This is a genomic window from Flavobacterium sp. ACN2 (genome assembly GCF_002303885.1).
In the GTDB taxonomy this organism is placed as follows: domain Bacteria; phylum Bacteroidota; class Bacteroidia; order Flavobacteriales; family Flavobacteriaceae; genus Flavobacterium.
The window spans coordinates 394665-408841 of record NZ_MRCM01000001.1 but is presented as its reverse complement, the minus strand read 5'-3'; the positions used below and the strand labels follow the sequence as shown (position 1 = coordinate 408841).

Annotated in this window: 18 protein-coding genes; 7 read left to right on the top strand and 11 right to left on the bottom strand. The window is 39.0% G+C overall.

Going from position 1 to position 14177, the window contains the following annotated elements:
• The first annotated feature begins 316 nt into the window (after nucleotides 1–316).
• Nucleotides 317–826 carry a response regulator gene (locus BSF41_RS01705; protein ID WP_095927791.1) on the top strand — a complete coding sequence of 170 codons (510 nt, stop codon included), beginning with the start codon at nucleotides 317–319 and terminating at the stop codon, nucleotides 824–826.
• 354 nt (nucleotides 827–1180) lie between these two features.
• Here the strand turns inward: BSF41_RS01705 and BSF41_RS01700 are convergent, their stop codons facing one another.
• The 5 genes from BSF41_RS01700 to BSF41_RS01680 form a co-directional block, all read right to left on the bottom strand.
• Nucleotides 1181–1528 (bottom strand): carboxypeptidase regulatory-like domain-containing protein, encoded by a 348-nt coding sequence (locus tag BSF41_RS01700; protein ID WP_141248107.1) that lies wholly within the window; start codon nucleotides 1526–1528, stop codon nucleotides 1181–1183.
• Between the two features lie 117 nt (nucleotides 1529–1645).
• Nucleotides 1646–2311 (bottom strand): hypothetical protein, encoded by a 666-nt coding sequence (locus BSF41_RS01695; protein WP_091490881.1) that lies wholly within the window; start codon nucleotides 2309–2311, stop codon nucleotides 1646–1648.
• 71 nt (nucleotides 2312–2382) lie between these two features.
• Nucleotides 2383–3258, bottom strand: a complete 876-nt coding sequence (locus tag BSF41_RS01690) for an AraC family transcriptional regulator (RefSeq protein ID WP_091490879.1) — start codon at nucleotides 3256–3258, stop codon at nucleotides 2383–2385.
• Between the two features lie 308 nt (nucleotides 3259–3566).
• Nucleotides 3567–3809 (bottom strand): hypothetical protein, encoded by a 243-nt coding sequence (locus BSF41_RS24060; protein WP_095927789.1) that lies wholly within the window; start codon nucleotides 3807–3809, stop codon nucleotides 3567–3569.
• Nucleotides 3810–3926: 117 nt separating this feature from the next.
• A complete protein-coding gene (locus BSF41_RS01680; RefSeq protein ID WP_095927788.1) occupies nucleotides 3927–4340 on the bottom strand; it encodes a helix-turn-helix domain-containing protein in 414 nt (137 codons plus the stop codon).
• Nucleotides 4341–4354: 14 nt separating this feature from the next.
• Here BSF41_RS01680 and BSF41_RS01675 point away from each other — a divergent pair, with 14 nt between their 5' ends.
• From BSF41_RS01675 to BSF41_RS01650, 6 genes are all read left to right on the top strand, one after another.
• Nucleotides 4355–4822 (top strand): efflux RND transporter permease subunit, encoded by a 468-nt coding sequence (locus BSF41_RS01675; RefSeq protein ID WP_256385510.1) that lies wholly within the window; start codon nucleotides 4355–4357, stop codon nucleotides 4820–4822.
• Nucleotides 4823–5403: 581 nt separating this feature from the next.
• A complete protein-coding gene (locus BSF41_RS01670) occupies nucleotides 5404–6228 on the top strand; it encodes a helix-turn-helix domain-containing protein (RefSeq protein WP_095927787.1) in 825 nt (274 codons plus the stop codon).
• Between the two features lie 284 nt (nucleotides 6229–6512).
• Nucleotides 6513–7334, top strand: a complete 822-nt coding sequence (locus tag BSF41_RS01665; RefSeq protein WP_095927786.1) for an alpha/beta fold hydrolase — start codon at nucleotides 6513–6515, stop codon at nucleotides 7332–7334.
• A 135-nt stretch (nucleotides 7335–7469) separates the two neighbouring features.
• Entirely contained in the window at nucleotides 7470–8381 is a 912-nt protein-coding gene (locus BSF41_RS01660; protein ID WP_095927785.1) for an alpha/beta fold hydrolase, read from the top strand.
• 62 nt (nucleotides 8382–8443) lie between these two features.
• Nucleotides 8444–8881 carry a Rid family detoxifying hydrolase gene (locus BSF41_RS01655; RefSeq protein WP_095927784.1) on the top strand — a complete coding sequence of 146 codons (438 nt, stop codon included), beginning with the start codon at nucleotides 8444–8446 and terminating at the stop codon, nucleotides 8879–8881.
• A gap of 231 nt (nucleotides 8882–9112) precedes the next feature.
• Nucleotides 9113–9592, top strand: coding sequence for a DUF1203 domain-containing protein (locus BSF41_RS01650; protein ID WP_095927783.1), 480 nt, complete (start codon nucleotides 9113–9115; stop codon nucleotides 9590–9592).
• 360 nt (nucleotides 9593–9952) lie between these two features.
• Here the strand turns inward: BSF41_RS01650 and BSF41_RS01645 are convergent, their stop codons facing one another.
• The 6 genes from BSF41_RS01645 to BSF41_RS01620 all read right to left on the bottom strand — a co-directional run bounded on the left by BSF41_RS01645 (nucleotide 9953) and on the right by BSF41_RS01620 (nucleotide 14155).
• On the bottom strand, nucleotides 9953–10531 hold the full coding sequence (locus BSF41_RS01645) for a hypothetical protein (protein WP_216359036.1): 579 nt from the start codon (nucleotides 10529–10531) through the stop codon (nucleotides 9953–9955).
• Between the two features lie 70 nt (nucleotides 10532–10601).
• Nucleotides 10602–11174, bottom strand: coding sequence for a Crp/Fnr family transcriptional regulator (locus tag BSF41_RS01640; RefSeq protein WP_095927782.1), 573 nt, complete (start codon nucleotides 11172–11174; stop codon nucleotides 10602–10604).
• Nucleotides 11175–11195: 21 nt separating this feature from the next.
• Entirely contained in the window at nucleotides 11196–11930 is a 735-nt protein-coding gene (locus BSF41_RS01635) for a metallophosphoesterase (protein ID WP_095927781.1), read from the bottom strand.
• A 7-nt stretch (nucleotides 11931–11937) separates the two neighbouring features.
• A complete protein-coding gene (gene arsB / locus BSF41_RS01630) occupies nucleotides 11938–13023 on the bottom strand; it encodes an ACR3 family arsenite efflux transporter (RefSeq protein WP_095927780.1) in 1086 nt (361 codons plus the stop codon).
• A gap of 1 nt (nucleotide 13024) precedes the next feature.
• Nucleotides 13025–13639, bottom strand: a complete 615-nt coding sequence (locus BSF41_RS01625) for a low molecular weight phosphatase family protein (RefSeq protein ID WP_095927779.1) — start codon at nucleotides 13637–13639, stop codon at nucleotides 13025–13027.
• A 42-nt stretch (nucleotides 13640–13681) separates the two neighbouring features.
• Complete coding sequence (locus BSF41_RS01620; RefSeq protein WP_095927778.1) at nucleotides 13682–14155, bottom strand: DUF6428 family protein; 474 nt, start codon at nucleotides 14153–14155, stop codon at nucleotides 13682–13684.
• Between the last annotated feature and the right edge of the window lie 22 nt (nucleotides 14156–14177).

The window sequence follows — 14177 nt, the reverse complement described above, 5'->3', positions numbered from 1 at the left end:
CAGCCTTGAAGCTCGCGCCGGTTTTTTTTTAAGATTTTTTTAATCAGACTAAAATTAGTACAAATGCCTTGCAGACCTGCCCGTATTTTTACCTGTTTTTGGATTTTTTTTCAAAGACCGGGTCTGATCTCCGGTAAAGGCAGCAGAATTGTCAGCGAGGCCATAGTGCTTTATAAAATCTGGCCGGCGGTTTTTTTTGAATTATTTGTGCCTGCTCTTTGCGGGCTAAATTTCCTGCTGTTTTTAATATTATTGGTTTACAGGAATCTTCTAAGCATTTTTGCGCTACATTTGATGAGTTTAAATCCGCTTTGAGATGATAAATTCTGAGAATGCCCGCACGTCCCCTGAAGGGGCAGATGAAAAAGAGCCGGTAAAGATTATACTGGCCGAGGATGATACCGAAGACCAGGAATTATTCCTTGATGCCTTGGAGGAGGCTGAGGTGCCCTCTGAGGTAACGACCGTTGAAAATGGTCAGGAGCTCCTAGATACGCTCAGGGATGAATCCAAGCCCAATCCCGATATGATTTTTATCGATATCAATATGCCCGTTAAAGGAGGGAAAGAGGCGCTGGAGGAAATAAAGAAAGACGATGGGCTTCGGGACATCCCGGCCGTTATGCTTTCCACTTGGGATCATGCTTCGGATATTGAAGATGCCTTTGAGAAGGGGGCCGACCTATATTTGCAGAAACCCAGTTCTTTTGCCGGATTTGTGCTGCTGCTGAAAAAAGTGTTCTTTCTGCACTGGGCCAAAGCCTTGATGGGTCCGGTTAGAAATTTATTTTTTGTCTCGGAAAAGCATTTGTCAAACCGGGAATGACCGGGGCTTTTTCACTGTGCATTTTAATGGGATCAAAGTCATGCAGCATGATCTGTGTTGTCCGGATCAAAGTCCTCAAAAAAGGGAAGCAGGCAGGTCTTCGTGTAATGGGAATCATATTATCACAATAAAGTACAGGTATCAAATTAATTTTTTCATGGAACTGTCCCGCTGTCTGTTATAATCTTTTGTAGCGGACCACGGCGCAGAAGGATTTCACTGCCAATCGGAGCTAAAATCTGGCGGGCATTTTTTTTTGCTGATCAAAAAAAATCTGTTTTGTAAGAGAGCATCATTTTGGTAAGTTCTGGTTTCAAAAGGACACAATGCAGGGATAGTTTGGTCTTCATTGGTTTACCAGGTATTCTGTAAAACGATTTCTCCTACTGATTCGTTTTTATCTGCCACTGTTTTTATAATGCTGTACCGGGTATAATTTTCAACTGTAATTTCAATAAGATAAGGCTGCGCGCTAAGGTTTTTTATTAAAAATTCCCCATTATGATCCCAGACCTTAAAATCCTGGATTTTTTTTCTCTGATCTGTAAAAGCATTAAGCTCGAAAACCTTAATGGAAAATGATTCAATAGGATTGAATCCGCTATCTACAATCCTTCCCCAGATACTGAAGCTTTCCTTCTGTGATTGAGCAGTGAAAAGGGGCATAAAAATAAGGGTAATTAAAAGTATTCTTTTGATCATAATATTTGATATTAGCTCATATTTACAGGCCTTTCTTGACATAATGAGGTACCAGGCAGTCCATAAGTGAATTTTATCACAGAAGTAGGCTCTCCCGGCATCCAGGGGGCATTGTTTTTAATTTTTATAATTGATCCTGATGGTTTTAAAGTCTCCTCCGCTGCTGTCTGCTGTAAAGAGCCCTATTTTTCCCTGTGATGCACTGCTGAGTTTCTGCACTGTAAGGGAAGGCTGGGCCGCATTGTTTATAAAGGCTTTGACAGTTGCGCCCTCAATTACTAATTTCATTGTAAACCAGCCGTTTGGGTCTGGCGGATTGATGATTTCTTTCTCAAAAACCGCATTGCTCTGCTTTCTTAATCTATCCCAGGTAAAATCGGGATGGGAAATATACTGCACGGCATGAATTCTGCGTATGGAATCTTTAGCAGAGAAATTAAAAGGACGGCAGTAGACAGCATCATAAGTGCTGTCATCGGCACGGTGAAAGGCAATCCCTATAAAACTCCGCTGGAAAACGTCTTTTCCCCGCATTTGGATTTCAATTGTACCGTTTTTAAAGTCCTTAAAAGGCAGCCATACAAGGCCTTCCTTTTTGCTTTGGGCTATTTTTAGATAGGCTCCGCTGTCACTGGAAACAATTTTTACCTCTCTGTTTACCGGTTTCAGCTTACCTTTTTTGTATAAATCAGCAAGTTCAATGGTTTGCCGCTGCTGTCCAAATAGTAAGCAGGGGAGCAGTATCAAGGTAAACATTAAGGCAGATCTGGTGCTGTTTTTCATGGATAGGCTGTTTTTGGAAAAATATTTTCATCCGCAAAAATACAATACAGCCCAAAGAGAATAATTACCGGTTAGATAACAGAACTACCATTTTGATAAGCATTCCTGAATTCTTTTGGGGAAGTCCCGGTCTGCGCCTTGAAGAAACGCGTCAGATGATTGGCCTGGGAGAATTCAAGCCGGTATGAAATTTCATTTACATTAAGCCTGGTATAACACAGCAGGGACTTTATTTCAAAGAGTATAAATTCATTTACCATTTCAGAAACGGTAACTCCGAACTGCTTTTTGATGCATTTATTGAGCGTAACCCTGCTGATGCCCAGCTGCCGGGCGTAATAGTCGATGTTTCTTGTCCTGCGGACTTGCTTCTGCAGGATCTCCTTGAACATAAATGCAGTGCTGTTATTTTCTGTTTCGCAGCAGAGAAGGTAATGCGATGCATAGGCCCTGTTGAGTTTGATCAGTACAGCATACAGCAGTGCCCTTATAAGGTGGTCGCTGTCTGACCTGAATGTTTTTATCTCAGCGAGCAGCTCGCCGATTATATTCTCCAACTGTGAAAAGAAGTCATCACTAACCTTGATAGAGAGCGGTTTGGTTTTGTTGTAGAAATACTGCAGCCTGAAAGTGAAGAGCTTGTCAGAGAAGAAATCAGACAGGAAGCTGTCCTGGAAAAAAAGGAAAGAACACTCAATTTTAGTCTTGTCCAAAAACCATTTTCTTTTTTGAAATGGAGAAATAAAAATCACGGTATGGTCTGAAATTTCAATTCGCTGCTGGTCAAGTTCTAAAATCCCGTTTCCTTTAGAGAAAAATATGATTTCGTAGAAATCGGTATCATGAAGCTCGCTTTCAAAAAAATAGTATGGAATGTCCCTGTAAGTGCCTGTATCGATAAGCAGCTCAGCTTTATATTTGTTTTTTAAGAATTTAAATCTCTTCATTATCAGTATGTTTTCCGCATGATCATTTAGGCTGCAAGGCTGTAAAAATAGTTATTTAGACCCGGATTATGCCATAGCCCGGACCGCTTTTTAATTATTCAAACAGCTTACAGGTGCATAATACTGCATTAAAAGGATTAAAACCAATACGGCGCCTAGATTGGGACGGTCAAAAAAAGAACGGTGCTGAATATCCGCTTTATGCTTTCAGCGGCATCTTCTGGAGGCGGCCGCTTGATAATATAACCGGTAAAAGTAAAAATATAAGATGCAGGTATAAGGATGCCTTTTAAAACAGTGCTGCACATTCAGGGCTGTTCGCTTTGGTTTTCACTTGAAATTTGCTGCGCATTTGCTCTCATAAGCATATAAAAATCTTTTAGGTGCCACCAGGCCGGACACATATCAAGGCTTCCTTTGTAATTCTTAATAGTGGCGTAGCAGCTCTTTAGAAATGCCTGTGAATCTGTAATTTTGGCCCAGGGCTTCCAGTCCACTTCTTTGGGCGGGGGGGCGGCTTCAAAATAGCGTTTTATTTCCTCGGTTGTCATGGGGCAAATTTACGCAAAATGGGCAGTCCTGTCAAGGGATTTGAGCCTGTACTGGGGAGGTGTTTTTCTTTTGACAGACTGTTTTTTCATACGTATCTGAGAGTCAAACAGGTATTTTCATAGATTTGATTCCAGTTCTTTAAAAGCATTTCTAATAAATCCTTCCTTATCAGCATTCATCTGTGCCAGCAATTCTTTTCTTTTTTCAGGAATGTCGGTATACTTTTCCGCCCAAAGATTAATTTCAACAATTATTGGAATTAAATCCATTCCTTTCTGCGTCAATTGATATAATACTTTGGCTTTACTGTCAGGATGTTCCAGTTTCTGGATAATTCCGTTTTCTTCCAATGAAAGCAGCCGGGCAGCCAAAATGTTAGTTGCTATTTTCTCATCAGACTTTGCCAATTCGCCATAGGTGCATTTTTTTTTAAGCATCAAATCCCTAACAATCAGCAGTGACCACTTGTCTCCAAAGGCTTCAAGTGAAAAACTTACCGGGCAGTCTGATCTCTTTTTTTGAGTTTTCATAAAATAAATTTAAAATCACTTGCTTTTCGCAAGTAAATGTATTTATACTGCTGCAGTTTAAAACTTTTAAAGGAATTATTATTGTATTATCTATCATACCGCTGGGGATTTTAGGAGGTGTGCTATTATTGCTTCTCAATGGAAGCCCGATGTCTTTGGTTGCTATAATCGGTTTTATTGGTCTTTCGGGAATTCAGGTAAAGAATTCTTTGCTGCTGGTGGATTTCACCAATCAGCTGAGACAGGAAGGACACTCGATCGAAGAAGCTATTGCAATTGCAGGAGAAACACGTTTTCTGCCTGTAGTACTGACTTCAATTACTGCAATCTGCGGTTTGATTCCGATTGCGTTAAATTCAAATCCTTTGATCGCGCCATTGGCAATTGTGCTAATTGGGGGGTTAATCAGCTCTACAATTTTATCACGAATTGTAACGGCGGTCATGTATAAATTGATTCCTCCCAGTATTGAAAAGATGTAATGAGTCGGAAGTGCTTAACAAACAGGGTAATATATGTAAATAATGGCGCCAATTGCCTTCAATTGGCGCCATTTGGCTTTTATGAGAGGAATGGGACAAATTTCTATACATTTTATGGAAGATTTGAAGAGATTGGTTCCCTATTTTTAGTGTCTGTCTTCATGCGCTTTATAGATTTGGTTTAGATGCACTGTTGGGGATTGAGGGAAAATTAATTACAATTTGGCTGGATTAATCTTTTTGCATTTTGTAAAGTTTTAAAATAAAGCGGTGGCTTTTTCATATTATTATCCAGTAGGTGCTGATTGGCAGCGTTTAGCTCACTATTAAGCGAAAACGGTGGCAAAAGAGCAATTTAGGAATTTACAACAGTTCAATAGGGTCCATTGCATTTGATATGGAATGCCTGCATATTAATTACAGTAGAATATAGGAAATTTTATCGCGCTGATTTGCGCATTGGATAAGAATTTCAATATTTTTACCTAATATATTATGGTGTTAGGCAATAATAAAGTATCCCGATAGCAAATTATCCATAAGCATAAAAAGAAAAAACAATTCATACTTATAATTACAATATGTTAAAAGAATTCTCCTACAAACAATTCGGCAATTTAAATTTTACAAAACAATCCTTTGAAGAAGGCGGATTTGATTCTGTGGAGGAACATATCAAAATTTTATTCTTGCCTAAAAACGCTATTATTCAGGTTGATTTTCAAGAGATAGAGATGAAGACTGATTCCTTATTGTTTATAAATCCAAAGGTGGTGATAAAGCCCTGCGAAATCAAAGCGGGACAATTATTGCATTTCAATCGGGATTTCTACTGCATAGAAATTCACGATAAGGAAGTAGCCTGCGACGGAATTTTGTACAATAATGTTTTTGAAATTCCATTCATTGCATTGGACGAAAATCAATCGGAGGATATTCAGAAAATAATCCGGGAAATTCAATTTGAGATGAAAAATGAGGATGCAAATACTGAGGAAATGCTTCGTATACTGTTAAAACTCATCATACTGAAATCGACCCGAATTTGGAAACACCAGCACCGATTAGCTGAGGATAGCCAGCAGGCCGATGTGCAGTTTTTACGAAAGTTCAGCAAACTGGTTGAACAGCATTTCAGGATGCTCCATACGGTTGCGGACTATGCCGATTTACTGTCTGTAACTCCCAAAAATCTCAGTAAGAAAATTGGAATGGTCAGCAAGAATACTCCCAATGATATCATTAAGGAAAGGATTGTTCTTGAAAGCAAAAGGCTCCTTGCACATACACAGATGACGGTAAAGGAAATTGCCTATAGCCTGAATTATGAAGACGATGCTTATTTCATTCGTTTTTTTACAAAAAACACGGGACTCTCCCCAATTTCATTTAGAAAACAGTTTTAACTATACAAAGCACGGCCATTTAAGCCGTGCTTTTTTTATGCAAACAATTAAAAAGGCTTAACCGACGCTTTGTTCAAAATAAAGGAAAAAGATGCAGTCCAAAGAGAAATGCGTCCATTGAGGCGCCTGGGTATTTAAGCGATTTCATCACCGGATTGAGACAGCAACAATTTTAAAGAAGGGAAAAAAGTGCAGTTCAAAGAGAAAACCATCCATTGATGGGCGCCCGGATTAATCCCAACTTTGCCTTATCAAAAAAACAATAACATTTAAATATAAAAAACATGAACAAGTTTACATTAAAAGACGGAACAGAAATTTACTTCAAAAATTTAGGAGCAGGACAGCCAATTTTCTTTCACCACGGATGGCCGCTGTCATCTGACGACTGGGATGCCCAAATGATGTTTTTCCTTAATCAGGGTTACAGGGTAATCGCCCACGACAGAAGAGGCCATGGAAGATCTACTCAAACATATAAAGGCAACGACATGGATACTTACGCACAGGATGTGGCTGAACTGGCTGAGTTTTTGGATCTTAAAAATGCAATCCATATCGGGCATTCAACTGGCGGAGGAGAAGCTTTGCGTTACGCGGCAAAATATGGAAAAGGACGTGTGTCAAAAGTCGTTTTGATCAGTGCCATTACCCCTTATATGATTGCGGACGAGAGAAACCCAAATGGTGTGCCATTGGCTGTATTTGATGATATCCGCTACAATACTTTACACAACAGACAGCAATTTTACCAAGACCTGACTATTCCTTTTTATGGCTACAACCGTGAAGGAGCGAATGTAAAAAAAGGAATTCAGGACAACTGGTGGAGACAGGGAATGATGGGCGGCATCAAAGCGCAATATGATTGTATTGAAGTTTTCTCTGAAACTGATTTTACTGAAGACCTTAAAAGCATTGATGTTCCAGTATTGGTTCAGCATGGTGACGACGACCAGATTGTGCCTTATGAAACAACTGCTGTAAAAGCAGCTGAGCTTTTGAAAAACGGAAAACTGATCATTTATCCTGGCTTCTCACACGGTATGCCGACTACTGAAGCTGAGACTATCAACAAAGACATTTTGGAATTTATCCAGTCATAAATCAAGAAAGGGAAAAAAGTGCAGTTCAAAGAGAAAACCATCCATTGTCCTTTCCTGCACTTTGCTCCAACTTTGCAACATCAAATCACAATAACCAAATTATTTAAAAAATAACAATCTAAAATTTAGAAAAACATGAAAAATTTAATTTTATCAATCGGTTTATTTACAGCAGTATTATTTAGCAGCGTTTCGTCTGCACAGACAAAAAGAGTTCCAGCATCTTATGGAAGAGAAGAATATGTAGAAGTTGAAAAAAACGTAAAGCTTCACGTTACCGACCTTGGCGAAGGACAGCCAATCGTTTTGATCCACGGATGGCCATTGAGCGATGCAATGTATGAGTATCAATATGCTTACTTTACTCAACAAGGATACAGAGTTATCGGAATTACTTTGAGAGGTTTCGGATTATCTGACAAGCCGGCAGGAAAATACAATTACGATGTTTTTGCAGACGATATCAAAGTGGTTCTTGACAAATTGAACATTCAAAACGCAACAATCGGAGGATTTTCAATGGGAGGTGCGACTGTAGTTCACTATGTGGCCAAATACAAAGCGGCACACGTTTCTAAACTGGCTTTATTCGGAGCGGCAGCGCCAACATGGACAAAAAGAGCCGATTTTAATTATGGTTTTTGGAGTAAAGAAGATGTGGACGGATTAATCCAATTGAACAATACCAACAGACCTCAATTATTGGAAAACTTTGGAAAAATATTCCCTGCTAACGAAACAAGCGTTTCTCCCGGATATGGCGCATGGTTAGGTACTATTCAGGCACAAGCTTCGCCTTATGCAATGGCTGAAGGATTGAAAACGCTTAGAGACAGCGACTTGAGAGAGGATTTGAAAAACATCACAATCCCAACACTAATCCTTCACGGAAAATTGGATAAAATATGTTCTTATGAATTAGCTGAACAAATGCACTCCCTATTAAAAAATTCTACATTGGTACCTTTGGAAAAAAGCGGCCATGCCTTGTTCATCGAAGAATTGGATAAATTCAATTCAGAGTTATTGAAATTTGTAAAAAAATAAAAAATCATAGAGGTTAGTTTTAAAAAATTAGCCTCTTTTTTATCCTTTAAAATAGAATAGAGATGAAAAAAATAGCATTATTTCTAGCCATATTAGTTTTCGCTTCCTGCAGTAATACCAAATCCATAATTGCTGCAAACCATTCCAATCTGCCAAAACCAATTGGCCCATACAGCCATTCCACCAGTTTTGCAGATTTAGTGTTTGTCTCGGGGCAAATAGGCGTTGATCCAAAAACAAACACTTTGAAAAATGGAATTGAAGAACAAACCATTCAGGTTTTCGAAAACTTAAAAGCCGTTCTAGAAAATAACAGCTCCGATTTGGATCATATTGCTAAAACCACGATTTTTATTACCGACATCAAGCAGTTGGAAACCGTGAACAACATTTACGGAAGCTACTTCCACAATCACTTTCCCGCCCGAAGCACAATTGAAATAGTTTCACTGCCAAAAAACGCGAGCATTGAAATAGAATGTATTGCGTTGAAAAAATAGCATTAGCCATTTTTTTTAAAGTTTTATGAATATGAAAGTTTCCATTAAAAGCATATTGAATGCAATTCTATTTTAGCATTGGATTTATCAGGGGAGGTATGGCCGGTCTGAAAGTTCTCTTGCACTTTTTCTTGGCTTTTTAAGATAAAACGGTGTTTTAATTGAGCAAGAAACGGGTTTTTAATAAGAAAAACAGAATATAAATTTGTTTAGATTTAAAATATAAAAAATATGAGAAAATTTAAAATTGTTCCGTTGTCTAAAGAGTTTGTAAGCAAAATCAGGAAAACAAATATTGATGATTTTGGCAATCAGGTTTATGAGCAGCTAGCAACGGGAAAAGGGCCGTGCCGGATTTCGCTCAAACCATTTACTGTCGGTCAGGATATTCGTTTGGTTTTTGCTTACAGTCCTTTCTCACAAAACAATGCTTTTAATCAATCCGGACCAATATTTATTCATAAAGACCAAGTGGAGCAATATTCGGATATTTACAATTTCCCCGCAGCATTAAAAGCAGATAAAGAAAACTTCCCTTTATCCCTGATCGGCTACAGTAAAGAACAAAAAATGATTTTTACTACATTAGTTGGCGATAATGATATCGATTTGCTCATTGCTGAAATCTTTGAAACAAAAAGCGATGTTGAATATCTTCATGCAAGAAATTCGGAAGCCTGCTGTTTTATTTGTAAAATCGAAAGGGTATAGTTATCTGCTTCCAAAAGTAAATTGCTTATCGTTAGTTTTATATGGCAATTTTTCAGCAGATGTTCCCGCTGTATGATCCAATCTTTTGCAGCGAACACCCGCACAAAAGGATTTCACTGCTATCGGGGCTAGGGCTGCCGCAGAGCCCCTTTTTTGTCTTGGAGGACAGCACATTCAGACACAACTGCTGTAGTTCTATAAATACTCAATTTTCGTTTTTAAAATACCTTTTGCTGCATCTTACAAAGCTATTATTACCTCCAGGCACAAAAATAAATAGGTTTTGCGGCTTCAGAAGCAGTGAATCTATGCGATTTATTTTATTGAAAGGAAAATTACGATAATTTATTAAAGTAAGATTCAAAACTGACTGCTTTGAATCTTACTGCAGATACGATTCAAAAAAAAACGGGATTCAGAATTGATTAATAAAACATGAAGCAAGGCAATGATAACAGCGCCAGGTAAGAGGCTGATAACAACTGTATGAAATAATTCAAAATTATGATATTCACTTATGTTTGGTATAATAGCTATGCCATCATTTTCATACTTTAATTTAAGCGATAAAAATACTGCTGTAGATGCGAAATGAAATCCGTTGACAAAAAGGTGGAGAATGTATTCCCATCGCGGCAGCCCTCCCATAAATGCCCTGCTGTCTTTTTCAATGTAAGCATCAACTGCGAGAACTAAAAGATCAAAAAACACAAGCACCGTACCAATTATAAAGCTTATGCTGTACTCTTGCCTGAGGAAGAATAAATATAAAATCGCAGGAAAGAAAACTGCTCTTATCGTATGTGTAAGATGCTCTGCTCTGCTCTGGGGATGATTGTGAAGCTTGTATTTAAAAATATGAAGATACAAGCCGTCATATACTGCAAGTATTGAGAAAAGAATAAGTAAAACGGTGGTAATAATAATTGCTGTTTCCATTTATTTGAATTTATCAGAAGCAAAAATAGTGCGGCAGCCGGTCTGTTTGAAAGGACAAATGTCCTCGAATTTACTTAGTGATTTCTTTTCTAATCCTGCTGAGCGTTCTTCGTGTTATGCCAAGATAACTTGCCATATCCTTTATCGAAACTTTATTTATAATGGAAGGCTGATCTTTGAGCAGCCGCAGGTATTTTTGTTTTGCAGTTTCATTACACAGAACACTTGCATACTGCTCCATTACCATATACTGCCGCTCGGCAATTGTGCGTCCGATATTCTGCCAGATAGGACTCTGCTGATATAGATTCTGAAGGTCAGTGTAACTGATTGTTATAAGCTCAGTGTCTTCAACTGCCTGAATGGAAAGTTCTGAAGGCTGCTGCGAGATAAAGCTTTTATAGGAAGCGGTGAGATTATTTTCTTCACAGAAGCAGGAAGTCACTTCTTCATATTTTTCATTTATATAGTAGGTTCTGAGCAGTCCTTTTTTAATAAAAGCCGCCTCATTAGAGGTTTTGCCGATCTCTGCAAAATAACTGTTTCTGGGTAATGTCCTTGCTTTAAAATACTGCCTGTAATTTTCAAATTCCTGATCGGTGAGAGGCACGATGCTCTTTAAAAATAATTTAAAACTTTCCATAGCAGGTTTTATATCAATACATTAATATGCTTTTCTGAGCATATGTGCGTAAACGTCCGGAAGAGGACTTTCCTCAATTGCGCGCGCTGTTTTTTCAATATCATACGGCACTCTAATGAATTCTACTTTAATGCCGTCTTTTTTGGAAAGATTACTGCTTTTTTCAATGGTTATCACAGCATAACAGCAGTCTGGATTTCTATCTTTTGGTTTTCCAACCGACCCTGCATTAATGGCATGAAAATAACTGCCTTTCTTATTGGGGTTTTCCAATATGCGATGATACGGCAGGTGAGAATGCCCGCAGATTAGAATGTCTGTATTGGAATCAAGAAAGATATCAGTGAAATCTTTCTCATTTTTATCCTCAAGCAGATATTCCCTGCTGCTGTAAGGGCTTCCATGAACCATCAAAATCTTTATAAGTTTGTTAGCCGTCTGATATTCAAGTTTAATATGGGCAGGAAGAGCAGAAAGATATTTTATCTGCTCTTTGCCCACAATCTGGTATGCGTAGCTTTCAATGTCATTTGAACCGTCATTGTGTATCTCGACAGCCTTGACATCGTGATTTCCTGCAAGGGTGGGAATATGCTTTTTACGGATCTCATTGATCACGGCATTGGGGCATAAATTGTAGCCGACCAAATCTCCCAAACAGTAAAGCGCATCTATATTGTGCTCTTCAATACTTTTTAAGGTCTGCTCCAATGCGGGGAAGTTCGCATGTATATCCGATATTATTGCAATTCTCATATTTCTTTTAAGCAGTTTCTGCAGGCAGCTGTTTTGCGAAATACTTCTTTCTGAACCAGAATGCAAGGTTTACCAGTGCTATAAGAGCAGGCACTTCTACCAGAGGGCCTATGACACCCGCGAAGGCCTGGCCGCTGTTTATTCCAAACACGCCGATTGCCACGGCAATGGCAAGCTCAAAATTATTGCCGGTGGCCGTAAATGCTATAGAAGTTGCCTTTGAATAGTCAGCCCCAAAATATTTTCCTGTAAAAAAGCTGATGATAAACATTAAAGTAAAATAAATCACAAGCGGTATTGCAATACGAACAACGTCCATAGGGATCTGAACAATAAGTTCCCCTTTCAGGCTGAACATTACAATAATTGTAAATAGCAGTGAAATAAGAGTAATCGGCGAGATAAACGGCACGTACTTATTCTCAAACCATTCAGAACCTTTTAAAGCTGTCAAAGCATAGCGGCTTATGACTCCCAGAGCAAATGGAATACCTAAATAGATACCGACGCTTTCGGCAATCTGTGCAATGCTGATGTTCACTTCAAAACCGTCATATCCAAAATAGGGAGGAAGAATGGTTATAAAAAGGTACGCGTATACACTGTAAAGCAGCACCTGAAAAATGCTGTTAAGGGCAATAAGTCCTGCTGCATATTCACGGTTTCCGTCTGCCAGATCGTTCCATACCACAACCATTGCGATACAGCGCGCCAGACCGATAAGGATTACCCCGATCATGTATTCAGGATATCCGTTTAAAAACAGCAGCGCCAATAAAAACATTAAGACGGGACCTACAATCCAGTTCAGCAGTAAAGAGGCGCCCAAGACTTTTGTGTTTTTGAAAACCTGTCCCATCTGCTCGTATTTTACTTTTGCCAGAGGCGGATACATCATCAGGATAAGTCCTACTGCCAATGGAATGTTTGTGGTGCCGCTGGAAAAAGAATTGATGAAATCTCCGCTTGAAGGAATAAAGTATCCCACTGCCACGCCTACAGCCATAGCAAGGAAAATCCAAAGGGTTAAGAAGCGGTCAAGGAAGCCTAGTTTTTTGCGTCCGACCACTGGTGCACAGTTATTTGCTGACATTTTATTTTTTTATTTGCGAGAATACGTAAAACATTTCAGTTCCTATCTGCAGGCTTCGCTCCAGATAAGTTTCTTTCTGCTGAGGCGTTCCGTCAGAAATTTTTGGATCTTCAAAGGTAATCGGGATTCTTTTCTCAGCACCTGCTATAAACGGGCATCCGCCGTCAGCCTGCGAGCAGGTCATTATTGCGGCAAATCCGCTTTCAGGATTGAAGTCATCATCATAGGTTTTGGAAAAACCGATGACAGGAAGTTCGTCAGCTGAATATTTTATGGAATAAACGGGGTTTGATCCCTCTGAAAGCGTTTTGATGTTGAATCCTGAATCCTTCAAAGTCTCTGCTGCCATTGGGAAAAGGGCAGTAGCCTCGGTTCCTCCTGAATAGCATGAAACGTTTGTGATGCCGTAATAGGCCGCCGCAGTCTGCGCCCAAACCTGTGATAAGTGGCTCCTTCTGGAATTATGTGTGCAGATTAGGTTTAGTCTGGTTTCCAGCTTACTGTCCACTTTAGTCTGAATGAAGTCAATTAATGGCTGCAGGACTGCTTTGCGATCTTCGGAAATCTGCTTAAAATCAAATGATTTAATGGTATTCTCAATTTGTGGATATAACATAGTTTTTTGGCTGTAAAGGTTTATTGATTATCTGTTTAATGATTAGCAGCATCCTCCGCCCGGAGTGCATGAAGAAGCATTATCAGCATTTAGCTGAGATAATTTTACTTTAGGCTTATCAGATGGAATACCGCACTGCTCCTGAGCAAGACAGGCTGTCTGTTTATTAAGCAGAGTGAAGTTTTTGCCGTTAAAATCCAAATCGTATTTACCGATAGTAGTGTTCTGGTACTCCACTTCAATTTCATTGTCTTCAATTCCCAATACTTTTTCTGAAAGTTCAATGATGTGGATCAGCTTCTGAGGTTTAAGCCTGTGTTCGTAGTCGTTGGCATCCCAAAGCTGGAAATTTACAACAGTTTCTTTTCTTACTGTTCCTCCGCAGTCGATGAAGTTTTTGGTCACCAGGCCTACTTCGGTTACGTGAAAATATTCCGGTACAAATGTGCCGTCCGGCAGTTCAAAATTTACGGCTTCCACTGTTTTAAGCACCTCTTTAATTTCTGAAAGTTTCATAATTTTTTATATTTAGTTAAAC